24 protein-coding genes and 1 other RNA gene are annotated in these 24,629 nt (G+C 69.9%); 9 read left to right on the top strand and 16 right to left on the bottom strand.

Annotation, left to right across the window (positions count from 1 at the left end):
• Positions 1-21: 21 nt before the first annotated feature.
• The 4 genes from ABD714_RS04735 to ABD714_RS04720 form a co-directional block, all read right to left on the bottom strand.
• Positions 22-531 (bottom strand): flavodoxin, encoded by a 510-nt coding sequence (locus ABD714_RS04735; RefSeq protein ID WP_344811107.1) that lies wholly within the window; start codon positions 529-531, stop codon positions 22-24.
• A 220-nt stretch (positions 532-751) separates the two neighbouring features.
• Complete coding sequence (locus ABD714_RS04730) at positions 752-1,639, bottom strand: aldo/keto reductase (RefSeq protein ID WP_344811106.1); 888 nt, start codon at positions 1,637-1,639, stop codon at positions 752-754.
• 71 nt (positions 1,640-1,710) lie between these two features.
• The gene (locus ABD714_RS04725; protein WP_344811105.1) at positions 1,711-2,619 is read right to left on the bottom strand and encodes a helix-turn-helix transcriptional regulator; all 909 of its coding nucleotides are present in this window, start codon (positions 2,617-2,619) and stop codon (positions 1,711-1,713) included.
• 151 nt (positions 2,620-2,770) lie between these two features.
• Positions 2,771-3,301, bottom strand: coding sequence for a GNAT family N-acetyltransferase (locus ABD714_RS04720; protein WP_344811104.1), 531 nt, complete (start codon positions 3,299-3,301; stop codon positions 2,771-2,773).
• A 181-nt stretch (positions 3,302-3,482) separates the two neighbouring features.
• Between ABD714_RS04720 and ABD714_RS04715 the strand changes: the two genes are divergently transcribed.
• The gene (locus ABD714_RS04715; RefSeq protein WP_344811103.1) at positions 3,483-4,043 is read left to right on the top strand and encodes an SH3 domain-containing protein; all 561 of its coding nucleotides are present in this window, start codon (positions 3,483-3,485) and stop codon (positions 4,041-4,043) included.
• 252 nt (positions 4,044-4,295) lie between these two features.
• Positions 4,296-6,134, top strand: a complete 1,839-nt coding sequence (locus ABD714_RS04710) for a SpoIVB peptidase S55 domain-containing protein (protein ID WP_344811102.1) — start codon at positions 4,296-4,298, stop codon at positions 6,132-6,134.
• An 87-nt stretch (positions 6,135-6,221) separates the two neighbouring features.
• Here the strand turns inward: ABD714_RS04710 and ABD714_RS04705 are convergent, their stop codons facing one another.
• A complete protein-coding gene (locus ABD714_RS04705; protein WP_344811101.1) occupies positions 6,222-6,896 on the bottom strand; it encodes a class I SAM-dependent methyltransferase in 675 nt (224 codons plus the stop codon).
• A 163-nt stretch (positions 6,897-7,059) separates the two neighbouring features.
• A complete protein-coding gene (locus tag ABD714_RS04700; RefSeq protein WP_344811100.1) occupies positions 7,060-7,824 on the bottom strand; it encodes an IclR family transcriptional regulator in 765 nt (254 codons plus the stop codon).
• A gap of 169 nt (positions 7,825-7,993) precedes the next feature.
• Here ABD714_RS04700 and ABD714_RS04695 point away from each other — a divergent pair, with 169 nt between their 5' ends.
• From ABD714_RS04695 to allB, 5 genes are read left to right on the top strand one after another with little or no spacing between them, the layout of a single operon-like run.
• Positions 7,994-8,782 (top strand): hydroxypyruvate isomerase family protein, encoded by a 789-nt coding sequence (locus tag ABD714_RS04695; RefSeq protein ID WP_344811099.1) that lies wholly within the window; start codon positions 7,994-7,996, stop codon positions 8,780-8,782.
• 48 nt (positions 8,783-8,830) lie between these two features.
• Positions 8,831-9,730, top strand: coding sequence for a 2-hydroxy-3-oxopropionate reductase (locus ABD714_RS04690; protein WP_344811098.1), 900 nt, complete (start codon positions 8,831-8,833; stop codon positions 9,728-9,730).
• Between the two features lie 40 nt (positions 9,731-9,770).
• Entirely contained in the window at positions 9,771-11,600 is a 1,830-nt protein-coding gene (gene gcl / locus ABD714_RS04685; protein WP_344811097.1) for a glyoxylate carboligase, read from the top strand.
• A 4-nt stretch (positions 11,601-11,604) separates the two neighbouring features.
• Positions 11,605-12,765: a glycerate kinase gene (locus ABD714_RS04680; RefSeq protein WP_344811095.1), complete on the top strand. Its 1,161-nt coding sequence runs from the start codon at positions 11,605-11,607 to the stop codon at positions 12,763-12,765.
• A 13-nt stretch (positions 12,766-12,778) separates the two neighbouring features.
• Positions 12,779-14,254: an allantoinase AllB gene (gene allB, locus ABD714_RS04675; RefSeq protein WP_344811094.1), complete on the top strand. Its 1,476-nt coding sequence runs from the start codon at positions 12,779-12,781 to the stop codon at positions 14,252-14,254.
• A gap of 119 nt (positions 14,255-14,373) precedes the next feature.
• On the opposite strand, the gene folP is transcribed toward allB, so the two are convergent.
• The 4 genes from folP to ABD714_RS04655 form a co-directional block, all read right to left on the bottom strand.
• Positions 14,374-15,261, bottom strand: a complete 888-nt coding sequence (folP, locus tag ABD714_RS04670) for a dihydropteroate synthase (RefSeq protein ID WP_344811093.1) — start codon at positions 15,259-15,261, stop codon at positions 14,374-14,376.
• Between the two features lie 5 nt (positions 15,262-15,266).
• Positions 15,267-15,488, bottom strand: a complete 222-nt coding sequence (locus ABD714_RS04665; protein WP_344811092.1) for a hypothetical protein — start codon at positions 15,486-15,488, stop codon at positions 15,267-15,269.
• Positions 15,489-15,625: 137 nt separating this feature from the next.
• Positions 15,626-15,995, bottom strand: a transfer-messenger RNA (tmRNA) gene (gene ssrA / locus ABD714_RS04660).
• A gap of 94 nt (positions 15,996-16,089) precedes the next feature.
• Positions 16,090-16,695, bottom strand: a complete 606-nt coding sequence (locus ABD714_RS04655; protein ID WP_344811091.1) for a DUF1707 domain-containing protein — start codon at positions 16,693-16,695, stop codon at positions 16,090-16,092.
• A 142-nt stretch (positions 16,696-16,837) separates the two neighbouring features.
• Between ABD714_RS04655 and ABD714_RS04650 the strand changes: the two genes are divergently transcribed.
• Both ABD714_RS04650 and ABD714_RS04645 read left to right on the top strand, forming a co-directional pair.
• Positions 16,838-17,227, top strand: a complete 390-nt coding sequence (locus ABD714_RS04650) for a DUF2237 family protein (protein ID WP_344811090.1) — start codon at positions 16,838-16,840, stop codon at positions 17,225-17,227.
• Positions 17,228-17,337: 110 nt separating this feature from the next.
• Entirely contained in the window at positions 17,338-17,709 is a 372-nt protein-coding gene (locus ABD714_RS04645) for an FKBP-type peptidyl-prolyl cis-trans isomerase (RefSeq protein ID WP_344811089.1), read from the top strand.
• Between the two features lie 39 nt (positions 17,710-17,748).
• On the opposite strand, the gene ABD714_RS04640 is transcribed toward ABD714_RS04645, so the two are convergent.
• The 6 genes from ABD714_RS04640 to prfB all read right to left on the bottom strand — a co-directional run bounded on the left by ABD714_RS04640 (position 17,749) and on the right by prfB (position 24,622).
• Positions 17,749-19,587: a DUF2207 domain-containing protein gene (locus ABD714_RS04640; RefSeq protein ID WP_344811088.1), complete on the bottom strand. Its 1,839-nt coding sequence runs from the start codon at positions 19,585-19,587 to the stop codon at positions 17,749-17,751.
• Positions 19,587-20,063 (bottom strand): SsrA-binding protein SmpB, encoded by a 477-nt coding sequence (gene smpB, locus ABD714_RS04635; RefSeq protein WP_344811087.1) that lies wholly within the window; start codon positions 20,061-20,063, stop codon positions 19,587-19,589. The genes ABD714_RS04640 and smpB overlap by 1 nt, the downstream gene beginning before the upstream one ends.
• Positions 20,064-20,143: 80 nt before the next feature.
• On the bottom strand, positions 20,144-21,634 hold the full coding sequence (locus ABD714_RS04630) for a peptidoglycan DD-metalloendopeptidase family protein (RefSeq protein ID WP_344811086.1): 1,491 nt from the start codon (positions 21,632-21,634) through the stop codon (positions 20,144-20,146).
• Between the two features lie 83 nt (positions 21,635-21,717).
• On the bottom strand, positions 21,718-22,632 hold the full coding sequence (ftsX, locus tag ABD714_RS04625; protein ID WP_344811085.1) for a permease-like cell division protein FtsX: 915 nt from the start codon (positions 22,630-22,632) through the stop codon (positions 21,718-21,720).
• Positions 22,633-22,690: 58 nt separating this feature from the next.
• A complete protein-coding gene (gene ftsE / locus ABD714_RS04620; protein WP_344811084.1) occupies positions 22,691-23,377 on the bottom strand; it encodes a cell division ATP-binding protein FtsE in 687 nt (228 codons plus the stop codon).
• Between the two features lie 129 nt (positions 23,378-23,506).
• Entirely contained in the window at positions 23,507-24,622 is a 1,116-nt protein-coding gene (prfB, locus tag ABD714_RS04615) for a peptide chain release factor 2 (RefSeq protein ID WP_344811083.1), read from the bottom strand.
• Between the last annotated feature and the right edge of the window lie 7 nt (positions 24,623-24,629).

Raw genomic sequence — 24,629 nt, 5'->3', positions numbered from 1 at the left:
GGTGGAAGTGGGTGAGAGCCGTCAGGCGAGAAGTCGGTTCTGACGGAGCCAGGTCTCGACGTCGTCGCGCTGCTGGGCGACCTCCTCGCCCCGGACAGCCAGGCCCGGACGGATCTCCGCGCCGGCGCAGGCCTCGGTGTAGAGGCGTTGGGTGCTGCCGAGGCCGCTGACCGCGTACGTGACGAACGGGTGCACCGTCGTGCCGGTGAGGTCGAGTCCGTCGACGAAGGTGTTCATGATCATCAGGGGCCGAACGTTCCAGATCGGGCTACCCAACAGCACGTGCTCGCAACCCTCGACCGACGTCAGCGGTGACACGATCTCCGGTCGCGCGTCGGAGTCCTGCTCGGTGACGTTGCGCGCAACAGTCTCGTCGTACGCCTCCGGGTAGGGCTCGGCCGCCTCGATCCGGAACACGTCACAGTCGATCAGCTCGGCGATCATCTCGGCCAGCACCTGCGTGTTGCCGACAGCCAGATCCCGCCGCCCGCCGTAGTAGTAGTTCTCCCCCGGCCGGGAGAAGTACGCCACAGGACGCGGCCGGTCACGGAGGTGTCACCTGCTGTCGGGGTCGAAGCGGGAGCCGCTCAGGGCGACGTGGTGGGGTTCTGATCAGCGGCCGGGGGCGGGCTGCCCGGAGCAGCACAGCCCGCCAGGGTCCAGCCACCGGCGCCCAGGAGCACTGCTGCTCGCAACAGCGTCCGGCGGCTGGGCCCTGACGACCCGTCGGTGCGAGGACGGCTGATCGTGCTCAGTCCTCGGGGATCGGACGACCGAACGCCTCGAGGGTGATCACCTCGGGCTCGGGTCCGCCGCGCTGACCGGTGTCCAGGCCGTCGATCGCGGCGAGCTCGTCGGCGGTCAGGTCGAAGTCGAACACGTCCAGGTTCTCCGCGATCCGGGCCGGCTTGGTCGACTTCGGGATGACCGAACGCCCCTGCTGGACACCCCACCGCAGCATCACCTGAGCGGGTGACTTCCCGTGCGCCACGGCGAGTCGTGCGATCACCGGATCCTGCAGGGTGCTGGTGTGCTTCCCGTCGCGGTAGAAGGTGATGCCGCCGATCGGCGACCAGGCCTGGGTGAGGATGCCGTGCTCGGCGCCCAGGTCCTGGACCTCACGCTGCTGGAAGTACGGGTGCAGCTCGATCTGGTTGACCGCCGGCACCACCGTCGCCTTCTCGAGCAGGGCGGTGAGGTGGTCGACCATGAAGTTGCTGACCCCGATCGCGCGGACCTTTCCGTCGGACAGCAACGTCTCCAACGCTCGGTACGACTCCAGGGTCGCCTCAAAATCAGACGGCAGCGCCTGGTGCAGGATCAGCAGGTCGATCTGGTCGACACCGAGCTTCCGGGCCGACTTCTCGAACCCGTGCAGGGTCTGGTCGTAGCCGTAGTCGCTGATCCAGATCTTGGTCTCCACGAACACGTCACCGCGATCGACACCGGAGGCGGCGATGGCCTCCCCGACCTGACGCTCGTTGCCGTAGGCAGCGGCGGTGTCGATGTGGCGGTAGCCCGCCTCCAGGGCGGCCGTGACCGCATCCCGGGTCTCATCGGGCGGGGTCTGGAACACCCCGAGTCCGAGGGCGGGCAGGGTGACGCCGTTGTTCAGCGTGAGCGTGGACACGTCGGGCATGGTGCATCTCGTTTCTCTCCGGCGTTCGCCTGAGGTGGTGGGACGGTGCGAACAGGGTTGTCGGTTGATCGTCAGTCGCTGCCGGGGACCGGGCGGTCGGCCCCGGCCGGTCTCGCGACCGGGGTGTGTGGCGTGGCTCCGGTGGCGGCCCACGAGGCGAGCAGCCTCAGCTTCTCCTCGGCCGGTGAACCGGGGTCGGCGGTGTAGGCGATCAGCGTCAGGTCGTCGCCGGAGAACTCCAGAGCGTCCCCGGTCAGCTCGATGTCGCCGACCAGGCGGTTGTGCAGCCGCTTGCGGGCGGTCCGGTGCAACCGTACGTTCTGTCGCGCCCAGCGGGCCACGAATTCGTCACTGCGCGTCGACAGCTCCCCGATCAGGTCACTCAACGCCTTGTCGCGCGGGTCGCGTCCGGCCTGGGCCCGCAGCGCCCCCGTGAAGTCATCGGCGACGTGGTCCCAGTCCAGGAAGAAGCCGCGCGAGTGCGGGTCCAGGAACAGATAGCGGGCCAGGTTCACCGGCAACCGCTCCTCATCGAGCACCCCCCCGTACAGCGCTCGGCAGAGCTCGTTCGCGGCGACGATCTCCATCCGCGACGTGCGCACGTAGGCGGGAACACCGGTCATCCCGGCCAGGATCGCCCTGATCGCAGGCCTCGGCTCGGACGTGGACCTGCGACGCCGCGGCCGCGGAAAGGTGCCGCCCCGGGACCGGGCGAGATCGAACAGGTGCTGGCGTTCGGCATCGTCGAGCTGCAGGGCCCGGGCCACCGCCTCCAGCACCGACTCCGACGCACCGCTCAGGTTGCCGCGCTCGAGCCGGCCGTAGTAGTCGACGCTGAGACCGGCGAGCAGAGCGACCTCCTCCCGCCGCAGACCCGGCACTCGGCGGTTGGCACCGTACGACGGCAGACCGGCCTGCTCCGGACTGAGCTGGGCCCGCCGGCTGACGAGGAAGTCCCGGACGTCTTGGCGCTGATCCACGACACCGACGCTAGAGGGCCGCCCTCCCTCGGAACAGGACCTGTCAGTACATGGTTCACCAGGTCCCCCCGCCCTGAGGCGGGGCCGCGACGAGCGGCCACGTCGGTCGTGACATGGGCCCTCCTGCGGGGTGTGGGCAGGCGACCAGTGCTCAGAGCGCCTTCCTCAGGTGCACGTCCTCAGGCTCGAGCTCGTAGAGCTCCGGCAGTGGTCGGTCAGTCACGACGTAGCCTCGCGCCAGGTAGAAGCGGACCGTGTTCTGCGATGGTGTAGCGCTGACGACGATCTGGGTGGCGCCGGCGTCGCGGGCGATGCAGTCGAGCTCGTCGGAGAGGCGACGACCGATGCCCGTTGCGCGGAAGGCCGCGTCGACATGGAGAAAAGCGAGCTGCGCGATCTCGGGGCGGACGTGGGGCACGACCACGCCGATCCCGACCAACCGCCCGTCAGCGAGAGCGCCGAGAGCGATCCCGCCCGCATCAACGTAGTGCTCGAGGGCCTGGCGCTGCGCCGCGACGGAGTGGTCGTGGGTGCCGTGGGGGTCCCAACCTGGCGAGTTCCAGCTTCCGGGACGTTCGTGAAGGTCGACTCCGCGCTGCTCGTAGATGACGTCGATGCGCTCCTGCCGGTCGAGGTCGGCAACGCCGCCCAGGTCCTCGCGTTCGAGCCGCTTGTACTCCATCGAAGCCCCCACGTACCCACCTCAGCCGCATCGACGACCATCCGTCAAGACCGTTGACCCCCTCCACTCAGGACGCCACGGTCCTCCTGTGCCGATGCACCCCCGGTATCACCCGCGTCAGCCCTTTCTCTTAGTGGCAACGGCCGACCACCGTCGGCTGCCGTCTGCGAAGGAGCACACCATGCACCGACTCACCGCAACTCTGGCCGCCACCGCCGCCCTCGTCACCGCCTTCGTCGCGTCGCCGCCGGCGGCCACGGCCGCGCCCTCCGACCCTCCCGCGCGTGGGGTCGTGGTGGCACACGGCGGCCTGATCGGACACCTCCGACCCAGCGTCCACGCCCCGGCCAACTACACGTTCCCGAACGGCTCGAAGGTGACGCTGTCCTGCAAGGTGTCCGGCACCGTGGTGGACGGCAACGCCCGCTGGTACCTGGTGGTGGCGGAGGGCGACGCGAACTGGGTGTCCGCCCGTTACGTGAGCAACGTCGGTCCGGCCCCCGATCCGTGTGACCCCAGCGACGGCACCTTCGCCGCCAAGGCGACCGCGAAGCTGACCAAGCGGGTCGGTCCGACCACCGCCGACGCCAGCGCCGGCAGCTACGCCAAGGGCCAGAAGCTCCGGGTCCAGTGCTTCACCGACTCCGGCCAGAAGTGGTACCTCACCGACGGCGGTCGGTGGGTCCGGGCAGCGTACGTGAGCACGTCGTCGAAGGTGCGCTACTGCACGAACTACTCCTGATCGCAGCCCGTCCGGTGGCACCTGTCGATGCCACCGGACGTGCGCGGGATCCAGCGCGGTGCCAGCCGATCGCCGGGTGACTGTCACGGCCCGGGGCGGAGTTTTCCACCAGGCGGAGCAGCCAGCAGGAATTCTTTTGACGTTGGGAGTTTTGCGGTTCCGGCTGACCCCGGGACGGTTAGCCTCCCGCCATCGACAGGCGCCGGTCGCCGGCGTCTCCACTCCGGATGTCGAGGTCAGAGAGGACTGAACGTGCAACTCGCAGAGAGGTCGGCCCCGCGCCGACGGCGGGCGCTGGTCGCCGCCTCGGCAGCTTTCGTCGTCGCGGCGGCGTCGTGGGCGTCACCGGCCCACGCCGAGCCGGACCCGGGCGGGCCGGTCACGACGCAGGTCGCTGACCCGTGTCCCTCCCCCGTCCCGACCGCCGCCATCGTGCCGGGCCTGGTCGGCCAGGGCATGACGGTCGTCCGGGGGGACACCCCGCAGCCGTTCACGGTGACGGTCCTCGGCCTCCTGAAGGACGGCATCGGCGCCGGTCGCGACATGGTGATGATCGAGGTCTCCGATCTGGACGGCTCCACCGTCGTCGGGGACAACGGGATCTGGGCAGGGATGTCCGGATCACCGGTCTACGTCGACGGCAAGCTGCTCGGTGCGGTCTCGTACGGGTTCACCGCCTCGCCGTCACCGATCGGCGGGCTCACACCGGCGGCGGACATGCTCGCGCTGCTGGGGTCGAGCCCGGCCAGGACGGCGAGTGCGCCACGGACGAAGGTCACGCTCTCGACGGGCCAGCGGAAGTCGCTGGACACCAGGGCCGCGGCCGCTGTGCCCCGCACCACGCTGCAGCGGCTTCGGACCCCGGTCTCGGTGAGCGGGCTGACCAGCAAGCGGCTGGCCAGTCTCCAGGGAGCCTTCGACGGCGCCGGGCGGTCTGTGATCACCTACGCCGGCGGCCGGACGAGCGCCACCGCCGTGGCCGCCGCCGCTCCCGTGCCGGGCGGGAACTTCGCCGCCGTGCTGACCTCGGGGGACCTGTCGATCAGCGGGGTCGGGACCACGACGGCCGTCTGCGGCAGCAAGGTGCTCGCCTTCGGCCACCCGATGGACTTCGCCGGCCAGGTCACCTACGGGGCGAACGCCGCCACCTCACTGGCCATCGTCAAGGACGGCACCTTCGGCTCCTTCAAGATGGCGAACGTCGGTGGGACCTTCGGGACCGTGGACCAGGACCGGCTGGCCGCCCTCCGCGCCACTCTCGGCAGGGGCCCGGCGACGACGCCGATCACCTCGACGATCACGAACCTGGACAACCGGCGAACCCGCACCGGCACCACCCAGGTCGCCGCACCCGACTACACGGCCGTCGCCACCGCGTACGGCCTGTGGGCCAACTACGACTCGACCTTCGACAAGTGGGGGAAGGGCCTGGCCACCTCCAGCTGGACCATCCGCGGCACCCGAGCGGCGGGCAAGGCCTTCGCCGTGAGCCGCAGCAACATGTGGTCCGATCGGAGCGATCCCACGATCGAGCCGACGATCGAGGTCGCGGACGCGGTCGACGCCATCCGTTCCAACGAGCTCGAACCGGTCAAGATCACCAGCGTCGCCTTCAAGTCCGCGGTGTCGTCGGCCTACGACCAGTACCGGATCACCAGGATCGCCGTCTCGGTCAACGGCGGCAGGTACAAGACGTCGTCGGTGATCAAGGTGAAGCCCAAGGCGAAGCTGCGGGTCAAGGTGACGATGCGCGGCTACCAGAGCACGGTCGATCGCACGGTCCTGCTGAACCTGACGGTGGCGAAGCGCTACGCCAAGCAGACCGGCACCCTGACGGTGCAGGGCGGGCTGGACGGTTCCAGCAGCTCCGACACCGATCCCAGCTGTCTGCTGGAAGCCTGCGACGAACCGGACGGGAGCCTGAACTCCGTCCTGGCCGGCCTCACGGCGGCGCCGGCCAACAACGCGGTGCAGGCTGACCTGGACTTCGACGAAAACGCCGAAGGCGAGTTCAGCACGGATGCGCGGACCGCGGCGAAGGCACCGGTGTCCGGCGAGCAGTCCATCGTGATCAAGGTCAAGAAGAAGTAGGTCACGCCGGCCGCTGCTCGGTCCTCGCGGGAGGACCGAGCACCGGCCGGTACGTGCTCGAGTCACTGGCCACCTGGCCCGCAGGGATCAGCGCAACCGACGCGCGCGCAGCACCAGGTCGTCGACGTGGTGGGCACCAGCGCCGCCCTCGGGGGTGATCCGGGGACGTTGCTCGTCGACCTCCACCTGCCAGTCGTCGTCCAGCAGCGCCGCGACCATCGCGGGCCACACGTAGTCGGCGGGGTCGAAGCCGCCCTCGTGCACCGGCTGGGTGTCCATCCCGGCGTGGTGGACCAGCAGGAGCACCCCGCCGGGGGCGACGGCGGCGAGCAGCGCCCGTTCGGCGGCGGCGTCCGGTGTCCGCTGCAGCGCCGGGTACTGCGCGGAGACGAGGTCGTACGACCCCGACGGCAGCGAGGCCTCGGCGAGCCCGGCGTGCACCCACTGCACGGCGACCCCGGCATCACGGGCGTGACCGGCCGCCCGCTCCAGCGCCACCCCGGAGACCTCGAGCGCGGTCACGTCCCACCCACGCTGAGCCAGCCAGACCGCGTCCGACCCCTCACCGCACCCGACGTCGAGCACCCGGCCCGGGAGGAGGTCGGCGGCCTCCACCACCAGTGCGCCGTTCGGCCGCCCGCTCCACAGCCGGTCGCTCTCGCGATAGCGGGTGTCCCACTCGGCCCGGACCGTCGGATCCCCCACGTAGTCGGCTGCGGGGGGCCGGTCGACGTCGCTGGATCCTGCCGGGCTCGTGATCATGGCTCCATCCTCACCCAGCAGCGTGATCCCGCCGCCGCCGCGTTGCCGACTCGGCAAGGCGCACCTGGACAGCACTCCCCCGACGCCCGGCGTGCGTGGTGGTTCACCACCCGGGCGGAGCGGGCGAGTGTCGGTCAGCGCCGGGCTGCAGCGCTGAGGGGCGTCAGCTGACGAGCTCGGAGCCGACCCGGTCGGCGATCGCCCGCAGCACCGGCACGGCCCGGTCGCCGAACGCCTCGTCCACCCGGCTCAGCGGACCCGAGACGGAGACCGCCATCGGCGCCGGCGCCTTGGGGATGGACACCGCGTAGCAGCGGACGCCGAGCTCCTGCTCCTCGTCGTCGATCGAGTAGCCCCGGCGACGGATCTCGCTCAGGTCGGCCAGCAGCGACTCGATGCTCGCATGGCTCTTCGGCGTGGGCGTGGCCATGCCGGTCCGGGACACGATCCGGCGTACCTCGTCGTCGGACAGCGTGGCCAGGATCGCCTTGCCCACCCCGGTGTCGTGCAGATTGGCCCGGCGGCCGACCTCGGTGAACATCCGCATCGCGTGCGGTGAGGGCTGCTGGGCCACGTAGACGATCTGGTCGCCGTCCATCAACGCCATGTTGGCCGTCTCGCCGAGCTCGCGGACCAGCTCCACCAGCTTCGGTTGTGCCACCCGGCCCAGCTGTCGGCCCGCACGCTCACCGAGCGGAATGAGTCGGGCACCCAGGGCGTACCGGCGGGACGGGAGCTGACGGGCGTAACCGAGCAGCACGCAGGTCCGCAGCAACCGGTGGATCGTGGGCATCGGCAGCTCGGAGGCGGCCGCCAGGTCGCTCAGGGACGCCTCGCCACCGGCGTCCGCGATGATCTCCAGCAGCTCGAAGACACGCTCGACCGACTGGACGGTGCCCGAACGAGCCTCGGTGGTCGGCTGGGCCATGGCGGACCTCTTTCTCACATCGATACGGCTTCCACCATACAGAAGAGTCCATCCGATGGGCGAGATTCACCGCGCAGGCCACCTTGACGACACCGCCAACTCTGCCTAGAGTTTCCACATAACAGATAGTTGCTTCCACAAAGCGGAACAGAAGAGGATCTAGCCGACGATGTCGACCTACACCGTGAACGCCTCCATCCTGCTGACCGAGGTGGCGATCCTGCGCCGACCCTCCGCCGTGGCCGATGCCGGGTTCACCGCTGCGGAGTTCTGGTGGCCGTTCCCCGGCGCCGTGCCCAGCGACAGCGACGTCGACGCGTTCGTCGGGGCCGTCCAGGACGCGGGCCTCCAGTTGTCGGGTCTCAACTTCTTCGCCGGCGACATGGCCGCCGGCGACCGTGGTCTGGTCAGCTGGGTCGGACGCGAGTCCGAGTTCGCCGACAACGTCGACGTCGTCGCCGGCATCGGCGAGCGGCTGGGTTGCCGAGCATTCAACGCCCTGTACGGTCTGCGCCCCGACGACGTCGCCACCGCGGCGGCCGACGAGCTGGCGGCGACCAACCTGCACCTGGCCGCCGACAGGATCGCCGGCATCGGCGGGACCGTGCTGCTGGAGCCGGTGTCCGGCTCACCGACCTACCCGCTGAAGACCGCGGCCGACGTGATCACCGTGATCGAGCGGGTCGGCGCCGACAACATCCGGCTGCTGGCCGACTTCTACCACCTGGCGGTCAACGGCGACGACGTCGCCGCGGTGATCGCGGAGCACGCCGCCGACTTCGGTCACATCCAGATCGCCGACGACCCGGGTCGCGGCCAGCCCGGCACCGGCACCCTCCCCTTGGCTGACTGGCTCGCGGCGGCCACGGCCGGCGGCTACGACGGCTACGTGGGGCTGGAGTACAAGGACAGCACCGACGACCCGTTCGGGTGGCTCCCGCGCGACCAGCGCTCCTGATCCACCGAGTTCCCGCCCGACCGACGACTGACGACGAAGGACCTGACCATGACTGACAGCAAGCCCCGCATCGCCTTCATCGGCCTCGGCATCATGGGTGGGCCGATGGCCGCCAACCTGGTGAAGGCCGGCTACGCCGTGACCGGCTACAACCGCAGCCGCGCCAAGGTCGACACCCTCGTGGAAGCCGGCGGCGCCGGCGCCGACAGCATCGCCGAGGCGGTCGCCGACGCGGACGTGATCATCACGATCGTGCCGGACTCCCCCGATGTCGAAGCCGTGGCTGACGGTGAGGACGGGATCTTCGCCCACGCCAAGTCCGGGGCCGTCTGGGTGGACTGCTCGTCCATCCGACCGGACGTGTCGGTGGCGCTCGCGAAGCAGGCCGCCGAGAAGGGCATCAGAGCCGTCGACGCGCCGGTGTCCGGCGGTGAGGCGGGCGCCATCGAGGCCACCTTGTCGATCATGGTCGGCGGCGACGCCGACGTCGTGGAGTCCGTCCGCCCGGTGCTCGAAGCCGTCGGCAAGACGGTCGTCCACGTCGGCCCGTCCGGCTCCGGTCAGACCGTCAAGGCGGCCAACCAGCTGATCGTGGCCGGCACCATCGAGCTGGTCGCCGAGGCGCTGGTCTTCCTGGAGGCGTACGGCGTCGACACCGCCGCCGCCATCGAGGTGCTGGCCGGCGGTCTGGCCGGCAACCGGATCCTGGACCGCAAGGCCACCTCGATGGTCGCCCGCGAGTTCACGCCCGGCTTCCGGGTGGACCTGCACCACAAGGACATGGGCATCATCCTGGCTGCCGCTCGTGAGGCCGGCGTGGCCATCCCGCTCGGCGCCCACACCGCCCAGCTGATGCAGTCGCTGCGCCAGCTCGGGCACGGCGACCTCGATCATTCCGCCCTGCTGCTGCTGGTCGAGCAGCTGTCCGGCCGCTCGCCCTCCCACTGACCCCCCACGACACGCTCGACGCTGAGCAAGGAGAACTGACATGACTCGGATGAAGGCCGCGGACGCGGCAGTCCTGATCTTGGAGAAGGAAGGGGCGACGCAGGCGTTCGGGCTGCCCGGCGCGGCGATCAACCCCTTCTACGCGGCGATGCGCCGGCACGGCGGCGTCAAGCACGTGCTGGCCCGCCACGTGGAAGCGGCCTCCCACATGGCCGAGGGTTTCACCCGGGCCGAGGCCGGCAACATCGGTATCTGCATCGGCACCTCCGGTCCGGCCGGCACCGACATGATCACCGGTCTCTACTCCGCCGCCGCGGACTCGATCCCGATCCTGTGCATCACCGGCCAGGCCCCGGTGGCCAAGCTGGACAAGGAGGACTTCCAGGCCGTCGACATCGCGTCGATCGCCGGCCCCGTGTCCAAGTGGGCGGTGACGATCAAGGAGGCCGCCCAGATCCCGGGTGCCTTCCAGAAGGCGTTCTGGCTGATGCGCGAGGGTCGCCCCGGTCCGGTGCTGCTGGACCTGCCGATCGACGTGCAGCTGACCGAGATCGAGTTCGACATCGACACCTACGAGCCGCTGCCCGTGCAGCGTCCCGCGCTGACCCCGGCCCAGGCGAGCAAGATCATCGACCTGCTGGCCGCCGCCGAGCGACCCGTCATCGTGGCCGGCGGTGGCATCATCAACGCCGACGCCGCCCAGCGGCTGGTCGAGCTGGCCGAGCTGCTGGGCGTGCCGGTGATCCCGACCCTGATGGGCTGGGGCATCATCCCCGACGACCACCCGCTGCACGCGGGCATGGTGGGCATCCAGACCTCGCACCGCTACGGGAACGCGACCATGCTGGAGTCGGACTTCGTGCTCGGCATCGGCAACCGCTGGGCCAACCGGCACACCGGCGCGCTGGACGTCTACACCAAGGGCCGCACCTTCGTGCACATCGACATCGAGCCGACACAGATCGGCCGCGTGTTCGCCCCCGACTACGGGGTGGCCTCCGACGCCGGCGCCGCCCTGGACGCCCTGCTGATCGAGGTGAAGAGCCGTCGGGCCGATCTGCGGCTGCCCGACTACGACGTGTGGGCCAAGGACTGCGCGCTGCGCAAGTCCACCCTGCAGCGCAAGACGCACTTCTCCGAGGTACCGATCAAGCCCCAGCGCGTCTACGAGGAGATGAACCGCGCGTTCGACCGCGACACGGTGTACGTGTCCACGATCGGGCTGTCGCAGATCGCCGGCGCTCAGCTGCTGCACGTCTACAAGGACCGGCACTGGATCAACTGCGGTCAGGCCGGACCCCTGGGCTGGACGATGCCGGCCGCCCTGGGCGTGGCCGTGGCCCGGCCGGAGGCGAACGTGGTGGCGCTGTCCGGCGACTACGACTTCCAGTTCCTGATCGAGGAGCTGGCCGTGGGGGCTCAGCACCGGATCCCCTACGTGCACGTCCTGGTGAACAACTCCTACCTGGGGCTGATCCGGCAGGCGCAGCGCGGGTTCGACATGACCTACCACGTCTCGCTGGGCTTCGACAACATCAACTCCCCCGAGCTGGAGGGCTACGGCGTCGACCACGTCAAGGTGGTGGAAGGCCTGGGCTGCAAGGCGATCCGGGTCCACCAGCCCGACGACCTGGAGGCCGCGCTGCGGTCCGCGCAGGAGCTGGCCCACCGCGAGCGGTTGCCGGTGGTGGTCGAGGTGATCTTGGAGAAGATCACCAACATCTCGATGGGCGCCGCCGGGTTGGACGCGGTCAACGAGTTCGAGCCGCTGGCGATCTCGGGCGAGGACGCACCGACGGCCATCTCGGTGATGGACTCGCCGGAACCGGTCCTGGTGCCCGCGAGCGTGACGGCAGGCGCGGGAGACTGATCTCATGCGCGTGGTCATCGCTCCCGACAAGTTCAAGGGCTCCCTGAAGGCCGCCGAGGTCGCGGCGGAGGTCGCCGCCGGTCTGACCGACGGAGGGCTGGTCGCCGAGGTGCATCGGGTGCCGATGGCCGACGGCGGTGAGGGCACGGTGGAGGCCGCCCTCAGCGCCGGGTACGCGCCGCTGGTCGTCGAGGTGTCCGGGCCGCTCGGCGCGCCGGTGCGGGCCACCGTCGCCGTCGAGCAGACGACCTCCACCGCGGTGATCGAGATGGCCGCCGCGTCCGGACTGGGCGTCCTCCCGACCGGCGACGACGGCGAGCTCGTCCGGGACGCACTCCGCGCCTCCAGCCGCGGCACCGGCGAGCTGATCCTGGCCGCCCTGGACGCCGGGTGCCGCCGGGTCGTGCTCGGGGTCGGTGGCAGCGCCAACACCGACGGCGGCGCGGGCCTGCTCGCGGCCCTGGGCGTACGCCTGCTGGATCCGGACGGGCAGCCCGTGCCCGACGGCGGCGGCGGTCTGCGCCGGCTCCACACGGTGGAGGTCGACGGCCTGGATGCCAGGCTCGGACAGACCGAGCTGGTGCTGGCCGCCGACGTCACCAACCCGCTCCTCGGTGACACCGGGGCGGCCGCGGTCTTCGGACCGCAGAAGGGTGCCACCCCCGCCGACGTCGCCGAGCTCGACGCCAACCTCACCGGGCTGGTCGACCGGCTGGCTGCGGTGGCCGGCGCCGGCGCCCGGGACGCGGCCGGTCGACCGGGAGCCGGCGCGGCCGGCGGGGTCGGGTACGCCGCCCTGTTCCTCGGTGCCGTCCGACGCCCCGGGATCGAGGTCGTGATGGATCTGGTCGACCTCGACGCCGTGCTGTCCGGCGCGGACGTGGTGATCACCGGCGAGGGCAGCCTCGACGGCCAGAGCCTCGGCGGCAAGACGCCCCTCGGCGTGGCCGCCCGGGCCCGGTCCCTGGGGGTGGCCACCGTGCTGGCCGTGTGCGGCCGGACCACGCTCGAGGAGACCGAGCGGCGAGGCGCCGGGTTCGACCGGGTCTGGGCCCTGACCGACATCGAGTCCGACGTGAGCCGCTGCATGTCGGAGGCCGGGCCTCTGCTGCGGCGGCTGGGCGTCGAGATCGCCGGCTACCTGACCGATTCCACCCGTCCCTGACCGAGGAGCACCTGTGTCCCCCTCAGCAAGCACCGACCCGGCCCGTATCGCCGAGGTCAACCGCCCGGAACGGGTCCGCGCCCAGATCGCCGAGCTGCGGAGGTCCACACCGGCGGCCGAGCCCGCCCCGCCGGTCGAGACCGCCGAGCGCACCGCTCCGTACGACCTGGTCTTCCGGGGCCGCCGGATCCTCACCACCGCCGGCATCACCGACCGGGAGATCGGCGTCCGGGCCGGCACGATCGTGGCCATCGAGCCGTACGGTCACGGGCTGCAGGGCACCCAGGTGATCGACCTGGCCGACGACGAGACCCTGATCCCGGGTCTGGTCGACACCCACGTGCACATCAACGAGCCGGGACGCACCGACTGGGAGGGTTTCGCGACCGCCACCAAGGCGGCCGCCGCCGGCGGGGTCACCACGGTGATCGACATGCCGCTGAACTCCATCCCCTCGACGGTCAACGGACCGGCGCTCGAGCTCAAGCGCCTGGTCGCCGAGGGCCAGGCCTACGTCGACCTGGGCTTCTGGGGCGGCGCCGTCCCGGGCAACCTGAACGATCTGCGCGAGCTGCACGACGCGGGCGCCTTCGGCTTCAAGTGCTTCCTGCTGCACTCCGGGGTGGACGAGTTCCCGCACCTGGAACCCGACGAGCTGGAGGAGTACCTGCGGGTGCTGGCCTCCTACGACGCGCTGATGATCGTCCACGCCGAGGACTCCCGGGCCATCGACCGGGCCCCGCAGCCCGACGGTGACGTGTACGCGAAGTTCCTGGCCTCACGGCCCCGCGGCGCGGAGAACCTGGCCATCGCCGAGGTGATCGAGCGGACCCGCTGGACCGGCGCCCGGACCCACATCCTGCACCTGTCCAGCTCCGACGCGCTGCCGATGCTGGCCAGCGCCAAGGCCGACGGGCTCGACATCACCGTGGAGACCTGCCCGCACTACCTGACCTTGATGGCCGAGGAGATCCCCAACGGCGGGACGGCGTACAAGTGCTGCCCCCCGATCCGGGAGATCGGCAACCGGGAGCAGCTCTGGCAGGGGCTGTTGGACGGCACCATCGACTACATCGCCTCCGACCACTCCCCCTCCACGCTGGAGCTGAAGGACCTGGAGAACGGCGACTTCGGGGTCGCCTGGGGCGGCATCGCGTCGGTCCAGCTGGGACTGTCGCTGGTCTGGACCGAGGCCCGCCGCCGCGACATCAGCCTGGAGCAGGTGGTGGAGTGGATGGCCAGCAAGCCCGCCGATCGGGTCCGACTCCGGTCCAAGGGTCGGTTGGCCCTGGGCTACGACGCCGACCTGGCCGTCTTCGCCGCCGACGACGCGTACGTGGTCGACGCGGCCAAGCTGCACCACAAGAACCCGCTGACGCCGTATCACGGCAAGACGATCTCCGGCGTGGTGCGCCAGACCTTCGTCCGCGGCCGGCTGGTGGACTTCGAGACCCCGCACGGCCGGCAGCTCAGCCGCGGCATCGACTGACCCGGGCGCTCCTCCGGCCCCCCACACGGATCTGCTCGGGTTCGTCGGTTCTGCTCGGTCTATAGATCGAGCAGAACCGCCGAACCCGAGCAGATGTGGTGTGAGCAGGAAGCGCGCCGTCAGCTCATGTTGTGGCGGAGGTAGGCGGGCTCGCGCAGGCCCAGGATGGCCTCGACCATCCGAGCGGCGCGGACCGACTCGCGCACCTGGTGCATCCGCAGGATGCGCGCCCCGTTCAGTGCGCAGACCGTGGCAGCGGCCAGCGACGCCTCCAGCCGCTCGCCCCGCTCCAGGTCAACGGACTCCCCGATGAAGTCCTTGTTGGACACCGCGGCCAGCACGGGTAGCCCGAGGTCGGCCAGCTCGGCGAACCGGCGGGTGATCTCGAGGGAGTGCCGGGTGTTCTTGTTCAGGTCGTGGCCGGGGTCGATGACGATCCGCTCCGCCGGCACACCGCGCGCGGTGGCCAGGGCGACCCGGTCGACCAGGAAGGCACGGATCTCGGACACCACGTCGTCGTACGTGGGTCGCCGCAGGTGGACACCGGGGGCCGCCGCGCTGTGGGTGATCACCAGGGTCGCGGCCGAGTCGGCCACCACGTCGGCCAGCTCGGGGTCCCGCAGTCCGCTGGTGTCGTTGATCACCCCGGCGCCGGCCGCGATCGCCGCCCGGGCCACCACCGGTCGTACGGTGTCGACCGACACCACGACCCCCTCGGCCGCCAGACCGGCGACGACCGGGATCACGCGGTCCAGCTCCTCCTCCGGCGACACCTTCGGCACGTCCGGGGAGAACGGCACCCCGCCGACGTCGATCCAGCCGGCCCCGTCGGCGGTGGCCCGCCGCCCGGCCTCGACCGCACGGTCCAGCGCGTACGTGCGTCCACGGTCGTAGAACGAGTCGGGGGTGCGGTTGACGATGCCCATCACCACGATCTCGTGGGCGAAGTCGAACACCCGCCCGCCGATGGTGCGAACCGGCTGGGCGAGCGGCGGCAGGTAGGGCATGTGGATCAGTCTGCCCCGGACACCTGGTCCTCGCTCGACTCGCGGCCCCGCAGCCGGCTGACGAGCACCGGATCGCTGACGACGAGCCGGTCGACCTCCTCGCCGCCGTCGCACCGGCACAAGCCGATGGTCAGCGACGCCGAGCTGCGGCCGACCACCCGCCAGGTGCCGCCGGCGTCCTCCCAGCGGCTCAGGGTGCCGCGTTCGTCCACGACGTCCTCATCCACGACGACTCCTCACTCCAGCGACTCAGTCACGGGTCTCGCTCACCGACGACGCCCACCGCGCAGGACGTGCTCGGGGGCACCCTGCTCGGCCGGACGCACCGCGAGGGCCGGCTCAGTGAGCCGACCCTCGCGGTCAGGGGTGGAGGTGGCGGGAATCGAACCCGCGTCCTCGAGCGACGATCCAGGACTTCTCCGAGCGCAGCTGGTGAAGATCGTTTTCTCGGCCCCTGCACTCGCGCCAGCACGTTGCAGACAGGCCCAGTCTCAGTTGATGTTCCCGTTAGGTCCTGGGACCACTCCTAACAGGTGAGCCTTCTTGATGAGGCCAGATTCCGGGACGAAGGCACGCCCGGGCTGACCCTTCGATCACTGATCAGGCAGCGAGAGCGAAGTCAGTGCGTTCAGACTTGGCACTTATTGGTTTCCAAGGAACATTAACGAGTTGACCTTGGATTCTCGGCTCGCTTCTCCTGGGTCTACCGACCCGAGTCGAAACCGATCACCCCCTGTTGAGTTGTGCTCCACCACTCTACCCGGTCTCGACGACGCGGGCACCCGGTTTGCTCCGGATGCCCGCGTCGGTCGAGTCGCGCCGGTCGTGCTACCGCTCCGAGAGGGCCTCGACCTTGACGATCTTCTTGACCGGGTTGGTCCAGTCGTCACCCTGCAGCGCCTTGGCCCCGCTGAGCACGGTCAGCAGCACCCAGCCGAGGAAGGCCAGACCGATGAGGAAGTCGAAGATGCCCAGACCGGTGACCCCCTGCAGCACCAGCAGACCGATCCAGCTGCCCAGGGCGACGAGCTGGAAGTTGAACGCCTTGGCCGCCTCCTTGCGGGGGTAGCTGCCCTGCGGGCTGAGCGCGAAGAACACCAGCGGTCCGAAGATCGAGGTGAGCAGAGCCGAGAAGTGCGCGGCCCCGGCGACGCCGCGGCCCGCCTGCTGCTTCGTCTGCCGGCCCACCAGCGGCTGGTAGGCCGGGTGGACTCCCATGGCCCGCGAGGTGGTGGGCACCTGGACGAGACCGTAGAACGCCTCGTTCAGGTCCTTGCGGGTGCCGGCACCCAGGACCTGGCCGATGCGGCGGTCGAACTCGTCGGAGGAGACGCGGCCGTCGGCGTACGCCTCCTGGAGCCAGTGCTCGGCTCGGTCGCGTTGTTCCTCGGTCACGGGGAGGTGGAGGCTGGGATGCTCGAAGGTGGCGCTCATGGAGACCATGCTCCCCGCGTCCGCCGGCTGGGGCCATCGGGCTCTCCCCCAGTCCGACCCCGACCGGGCGGCAGGGGGGCACGAGGACGGTGACCGTGGGGCGGCGCTGTCGACGTCGAGGCGGTTGCCGCAGACTGGGGTCGTGCCGAACGAACGCAACGTCCTGGGCGGTGAGCTGGAGCCGTGCGGACTGGATCCGATCACCGGCTTCTACCGTGACGGTCACTGCACCTGTGGTCCGGCGCAGGCCCGCCACCTCATCTGCGTCGTCGTGACCCGCGAGTTCCTCAGCCACCAGCGCTCCGTCGGCAACGACCTGACCACGCCGATCCAGACCTACGGGTTCCCGGGTCTGCACCCCGGCGATCGCTGGTGCGTGGTGCTGGAGCGCTGGTTGCAGGCCTACGAGGCCGGGGCGGCGGCACCGGTCGTGCTGACCGCCACCAACGAGCAGGTGCTCGAGGTCATCGAGCTGGAGGTGTTGCGCCGGTTCGCCGTCGACGTGCCCGATGACCTCAGCTCGCTGGGCTGACCCGGGTCGGCGAGAGACTCCGCCGGCGTCCCCCGCGGGGGTCGGCCGACGATGACCGGATCCCGGCGCCGTCGTGCTCGCCACCGCACCCACCGGTAAGTTGGTCGCCCATGACCGAGAAACCAGAAGTGGACTTCTACGAGGGTGACACCCCGACGGACCTGGTGATCACCGACCTGATCGTCGGCGAGGGTGATGAGGCGAAGGCCGGCCAGCAGGTGAAGGTGCACTACGTGGGCGTCGCCCACAGCACCGGGGAAGAGTTCGACGCGTCCTACAACCGCGGTGCGCCGCTGGACTTCCCACTCGGGGCGGGCCGCGTCATCCAGGGCTGGGACCAGGGTGTGGTCGGGATGAAGGTCGGCGGTCGCCGCCAGCTGGTGATCCCGCCGCACCTCGGCTACGGGGACCGCGGCGCCGGCGGCGTGATCAAGCCGGGCGAGACGCTGATCTTCGTGGTCGACCTCGTCGCTGTCCGGTAGCTCGCTTCCGAGCGGAACTTCCGCTACCGGGACCCCCACCTACCAGGAACCGCCGCCACCGCCACCACCGCCGCCACCGGAGAACCCGCCGCCGCCGAACGAGCTGCCCCCGCCGAAGCCGGTTCCGCTCGCGCCGGACGACGGCGCCGGGGCGGCGGCGGTGGTCAGGCTGCTGGTCAGGAAGCCGGTGTTGAAGGCGGCCATGTTGTAGCTGCCGACGTACCAGTACGGGGTCTCGTTGGGGATCCGACCCATGGCCACCAGGTCGCCACAGATCTTGGCCCACCGGTCGGCGAGCTCGAAGGCGATGGCCCACGGCAGGTACTTGGAGAAGATGTCCTCCCCCTCCTCGAACCGGATCTGGTCGGCCTCGGCGGTGGCCAGGTAGGTCTTGAAACCCTCGACCTGGTCACAGACCGCCCGCCCGTCCGCGGTGCGCTGACCTCGGCGCATCTTGAACCGGATGATCGCGAACGTGATCAGGATCGGCAGCAGCGGCACCAGCAGCAGCAGGAAGACCGCGCCCAGGGTGAAGCCGAGGAAGACAGCGAACACGATGATCCCGAAGCCGAAACCGCTGGTCGCCGCCGCCGAGGGGACGGCGCGGAACCAGCCCCGGCTGGCCACCTGGTTGCGGACCGACTTCTGCATCGCCAGGTGCGCCTTGGACAGGCTGCCCTGCTTGGACAGGTCCTCCACGGCTCCCGGCGGCTGCCCGCCGAACAGCTCGGTCAGCAGCACCATCTCGTGCGGTGCGGTGGCCCGGTTCGGGTCGACCAGGGTGACCTGGAAGTCCTTCTTGCCCTCGCTCTGCACGGTCAGGGCGCCCTTGACCGCCAGGTCGATGATGGTCGCTGCCGTCTCGCGGGTGTCGACCTGCCCGTCGATCAACAACCCGGCCTCGGCCACCGGGATCCGTGGCGGGGTGAAAGCCACCGGGATGGGCAGATCCGGGTCGCTGGCCACCACCGGCGCCTGCTGACCGGGCAGCGGCACGGTGCCCGGGGCGAGCCCGGCGTAGCGGCGGTCGCGGCCGTTCTTGCGCCACCACAGCGTGCCGACCAGGGGTGCGCCGATCAGCGAGACCAGCCCGGCCCCGATCAGGGCGAAGACCCCGGCCCGCTCCCCCGCGCTCAGCTTGCTGCCGTCCGGCTCCAGGTGCGGCGCGTTGTCGGTGACCAGACCGGACCTGATCTTCACGCCGACCGTCATCCCCTGGCCGGCCGGGAGGCTGTCCTGGGTGAAGGTGGCCACGCCGTCGGCGATCCGGTCCGAGGTGCAGGCGTCCTTGCTCTGCACCGGTCCCGCGAAGCAGCTCAGCTCCTGGGCGCCGCCCGGCACCGTGGCCTTGACCGAGACGTCGGACATCGGCGCCTTCCAGTCCGAGCCGGTGGCGTCCCAGTAGAACTCGTCGTAGCCGTTGAAGGTGCGCATCGCTCCCTTGACCGAGTACGTGATCACATACGTCGCGGTGGGCGAGCTGATGGTCTCGTCGGGGTCACCGATCCGGAGCCGCAGCTGTTCGCCGCGCCCCCCGTCGGTCTCGTCGGTGTTCGCGCTGAACTGGGTGGCCACGCCGGGATCGGGGCTGCTGACGTCCTCGATGTCCACGGTGTAGACCGCGTCCTGCTGGTCGTCGTACTTCTCCCGGGTGACGAAGTAGCGGTCGATGCCGTGCCGTCCGGACTCGGAGCCGAACCGCCAGACGATCGTCTCCTTCGCCTGCAGCACACCGTCGGTGCCCATCGTGTACTCGATGGCGAACTTCTCGATCTGGTCCGTGGCGGCCGCGGCGGGGGACGCGGTGGCCAGGGAGAACCCCAGGGCCAGGACCAGCCCGGCGAGGCCGAGCAGGAGCTTGCTTCCCAGCCGACGCATCAGCGACCTCGCCGGGTCCGCGCGGCCAGGGCGCGCTGCGCCTCCCGGTCCGCATCACGCTGGGCGATGGACTGACGCTTGTCGTACTCCCGCTTGCCGGTGGCGATGGCGATCTCCACCTTGGCGTAGCCGTCGTTGAAGTAGATGGCCAACGGCACCAGCGTCGAGCCCTTGGTCTCCAGCTCGCGGGCGATCTTCTCGATCTCACGGCGGTGCAGCAGCAGCTTGCGCGTACGCCGGGCGGTGTGGTTGGTCCAGGTGCCGTGGCTGTACTCCGGGATGTGGGCGGCCCGCAGCCACACCTCGCCGTCGTCCACGGTGGCGAAGGCGTCCGCCAGCGTGGCGCGCCCCTCGCGCAGCGACTTCACCTCGGTGCCGCTGAGCGCGAGGCCCGCCTCGTAGGTGTCCCCGATGTGATAGTCGTGCCGAGCCTTGCGGTTCTGCGCGACGATCTTGCGTCCCGTCTCCTTCGCCATGTGTCCATCCTGCCAGCACCTGGGGCGCAGTCTTCAGGAGTAAAACCCACGTCGGGTGTGGATAGCGGTGCAAAAGCCGGTCAGAACCAGGTCATCGGGTTCCGGAGCTTGCCGTCGAGGTAGACCATCAGGTGCAGGTGGCATCCGGTGGAGTAGCCCGTGGTGCCGACGTAGCCGATCACCTCACCCTTGCTGACGTGGTCGCCGACGCCGACGGTGTAGCGGATCGCGTGGTTGTAGGCGGTGGTGACGAACCGGCCGTCCACCACGCCGTGGTCGACGATCAGCCGGTTGCCGTAGCCGGCGTTGTAGTACTTCTCCACCACCTTGCCGCTGTACGGCGCGCGGATGGCGTTGCCGCAGCCCGCCCCGAAGTCGGTGCCGTCGTGCAGCTTCCAGTACTTCAGGATCGGGTGGAACCGCATCCCGTACGGCGAGGTGATCGGTGCACTCACCGGGTAGGAGAACCCGTGGCTGGCGCTGCGGCCCGAGCTCGACGAGCCGGACGAGCTCGAGCTGGACGAGCTCGAGCCGGAGTCGCTCTTCGCCTTCTTCGACGCCCTGCTGCTCGAGCTGGAGCTGCTCTCCTCGGCCGCGGTGGCGGCATCGGCCCGGCGCTCGGCGGCCCGCTGCTTGGCCCGCTCCCGCTTGGCCTCGGCCTTGCGCTGGGCCCGCTCGGCCGCGGCGGCCCTGGCGGCGGCGATCCGGGCGGCGCGCTCGGCCGCGGCCTTGCGGGCGGCCTCGGCCCTGGCCTGGGCGATCCGCACCGCGATGCGCTGCTCGACGTTCGCCCGCTCCTGGCTCAGCTTGGTGTAGTCCCGCTTGTCCTGGGCCACCTCCGAAGCCGCCTGGGAGGCAGCCGACTGACGCTGCGAGAGCAGCGACGCGACGGCCGCCTGCTGCTGGGTGGCCCGGGTCTCCAACCGCCGCTTGGTGACCAGGTTGTCGGCCGCCTCCCGACGATCGGCGGCCATCGCCTTCTCGATCGCCGCCTGCTTCGCCTTGGCCGCGGCCAGCTGCGCCTGCAGGACCTCGGTCCGGTCGATGGTGGCGGCCGTGGTGTCGAACATGGTGGTGGACCACTGGAGCCGGGTCTGCAGGTCCGTGGTGCCGGTGTCGGAGATCATCATCGCCACCGGGAGCAGGTTGGTCTGCTGCTGGTACTGGTCACGGACCATGTCCCCGGCGAGCTTCTTCTCGGCGTCCAGCTTGGCCTGGTTGGCCTTCACCGCCGCCTTGGCCTTGGCCAGGTCCTGCTGCGCCTTCTTGAGCTTGGCGGCCATGACCACGTCGAGCCGCTGCGCCGCAGCCAGCTCGACCCGGGTCTGCGCGAGGGCCGCCTGCGCGCCGGCGAGCTGCGACTCGGCCACGTCGACGGCATCGGCCGCCGCGTTGAGCGCCCGGGAGGACTCGTTCAGCTCCTGCTTCTTGGCCGCCTGCTGCGCCTTCACCTGGTCGCGCTGGTCGGTCAGGTCGTCCGCCAGGGCCGGCGGGACCAGGAGGGCAGCGGTCACTGCGGAGCAGATACCCACGGCCACCACCAGCCGTACGTGCCCGAATACCGGTGCCACAGCTCAATCCCCAATCGCTTTGATGACCCCGAACCAAGCGGTTCGAGACTCTCAAGGTGCAATTGAGGTTGAGATTTTCCTTATTACACCCTGAGGTACTTACGAGTCGTTATCAGCGTCGGGATGATAGACAGCGCGAGCCCCACGGCCGCAACCCCTAGAAGGGCCCAACCGGTCTGTTCCCACCCAATCCAAGGTAAACCTCTAATAGAGACTTGAGCTTTCTGCATGATGATGAAGTAAACGCCTGTGACGAGTGTGACGGAAGCGAACACAATGCCGATAAGTGCAGCAATGACCGCTTCAAAAAGGAACGGCAACGTGATATAGAGATTGCTCGCTCCGACCAGGCGCATGATGCCGATCTCCCGGCGCCGGGCGAAGGCGTTCAGCCGGATGGTGTTGCCGATCTGCAGGGCGGCGGCCAGGAGCAGCAGCACGGAGGCGCCGATGGTGCCCCACTGCAGCAGCCGGAGCCAGGAGAACAGCGGGTCCAGGTACTTCTTCAGGTCCTGGACCGCCTGCACGCCCTTCAGGCCGACCACCGCACTGACCACCCCCTCGTACTGCTCGGGGTTCTTCAGCTTGACCCGGAACGACTCCTGCATCTGGTCGACGGTGAGGGAGTCCTGGATCGGGCTGCCCGCATAGGCCTTCTGGAACGCTTCCCAGGCCTCCTGCTTGGTCTCGAAGTAGACGCCGCCGGGAGCCACCTCGGGATTGGACTCCAAAGTCTGCCGGATCGTGTCCTTCTGCGCCTCGGTGACGCCCTGCCCGGGCTCGCACTGTTCGCCCCGCACGTCGGGGGTGCACAAGAAGATGGAGATCTCGATCTTGTCGTACCAGTTGCCCTTGAACAGGTCGACCTGCTGGTTGGCCAGCAGACCCGCCCCGAACAGCGACAGCGACACCCACATGGTCATGACCACGGCGAGAGTCATCGTCAGGTTCTGCCGCAGTCCGGCGAAGGTCTCGGAGAAGATGTGGCGGAAACGCATGCTGGGTCCTCAGTCTCGGGCGCCGGATCGGGCCGGGTGGGCGGGAAGGGCGACCGGCTCACTGGTAGCCGTACACGCCGCGGCTCTGGTCGCGGACGACGGCGCCGTCCTCGAGCTCGATCACCCGCTTGCGCATCTGGTCGACGATGGTCGAGTCGTGGGTGGCCATCAGCACCGTGGTGTCGGAGCGGTTGATCCGGTCCAGCAGCTTCATGATGCCGACGCTGGTGGCGGGGTCGAGGTTGCCGGTGGGCTCGTCGGCGATCAGGATCTTCGGCCGGTTGACGAAGGCGCGGGCGATGGCCACCCGCTGCTGCTCGCCCCCGCTGAGCTCGTCGGGCAGCCGTCCGCCCTTGCCGTCCAGGCCGACCAGGTCCAGCACCTCCGGCACCACCCGCTTGATGGTCGACGAGGGCTTGCCGATGACCTGCAGGGCGAAGGCCACGTTCTCGGCCACCGTCTTGTTGGGCAGCAGGCGGAAGTCCTGAAACACGGTGCCGATCTCCCGCCGCATCGCCGGGACCTTCCAGCTGTGCAGCTTGTTGAGCTCACGACCGGCGACGAAGACCTTGCCCTTGCTCGAGCGCTGCTCCCGCAGGATGAGGCGGAGGAAGGTCGACTTGCCCGAGCCCGACGGCCCGACCAGGAAGACGAACTCGCCCTTGTCGATGTCGACCGACACCTCGGAGAGGGCAGCTCGACGCTGGCCGTCGTAGGTCTTGCTCACGTTGTCGAAACGAATCACGTCACGCCTCGGGCTGGGGTAGACGACAGGGAACCGGGCGTGGTACCCGGCGGCAGGCCGTCGACGAGTCTAGGTGACCGATCTGTGATTCCCGGGCCTTGGCAAGGCGTCGGGCGTGCCCGCAACGACTCAGGACGCGGCGATCTCGCTGGTCCGCCGCCACCGGATGCCGGACTCGATGAAGCCGTCCAGCTCCCCGTCGAACACGGCATCGGGTGAGGACACCTCGAAGTCGGTGCGCAGGTCCTTGACCATCTGGTAGGGGTGCAGCACGTAGGAGCGCATCTGGGAGCCCCAGCTGTTGCCGCCGTCGCCCTTCAACAGGTTCATCTCCGCCTCGCGGTCCCGCCGGGCCTTCTCCAGCAGCCGGGACTGCAGCACCCGCAGCGCCGCCGCCTTGTTCTGCAGCTGGGACTTCTCGTTCTGGCAGGAGACCACGATGCCGGTCGGCAGGTGGGTGATGCGCACCGCCGAGTCGGTGGTGTTCACGCTCTGGCCACCCGGACCGGAGGAGCGGAAGACGTCGATCCGGATGTCGGCCTCGGGCACGTCGATGTGGTCGGTCTCCTCGGTCACCGGCAGCACCTCGACCCCGGCGAAGGAGGTCTGCCGCCGCCCCTGGTTGTCGAACGGGGAGATCCGCACCAGCCGGTGGGTGCCCTGCTCGACCGACAGCGTCCCGTACGCGTACGGGGCGCGGACCTGGAAGGTGGCTGACTTGATGCCGGCCTCCTCGGCGTAGGAGGTGTCGTAGACCTCCGTCGGGTAGCCGTGCCGCTCGGCCCAGCGCAGGTACATCCGCAGCAGCATCGCCGCGAAGTCGGCCGCGTCGATGCCGCCGGCCTCGGAGCGGATGGTGACCAGGGCGTTGCGGGGGTCGTACTCCCCGGCGAGCAGGGTGCGCACCTCCAGCGACTCGACCGCCTTGTGCAGGGAGGTCAGCTCGGTCTCGGCCTCGGCCAGCGACGGGGCGTCGGCCTCGTCCTGGGCCAGCTCGATCAGGATCGTCAGGTCGTCCAGCCGGGAGCGCAGCTCGGCCAGCTTGTCGACCTCGGACTGCAGGGCGGACAGCTTCGAGGTGACCCGCTGGGCGTTGTCCACGTCGTCCCACAGATCGGGGGCGGCGACCTCCTCCGAGAGCGCCGCGATCTCGATCTTCTTGGTCGCCGGGTCGACGACGGCCTCGATCGAGGTCAGAGCCTTGTCGAGAGCCGAGAGTTCTGCAGGAAAGTCGGTGCCAGCCATGATCGAC

Origin of the sequence: Microlunatus aurantiacus, from assembly GCF_039536605.1 — a bacterium.
Classification (GTDB): Bacteria; Actinomycetota; Actinomycetes; order Propionibacteriales; family Propionibacteriaceae; genus Microlunatus; species Microlunatus aurantiacus.
This window is presented reverse-complemented; position numbering and strand designations above follow the sequence as displayed.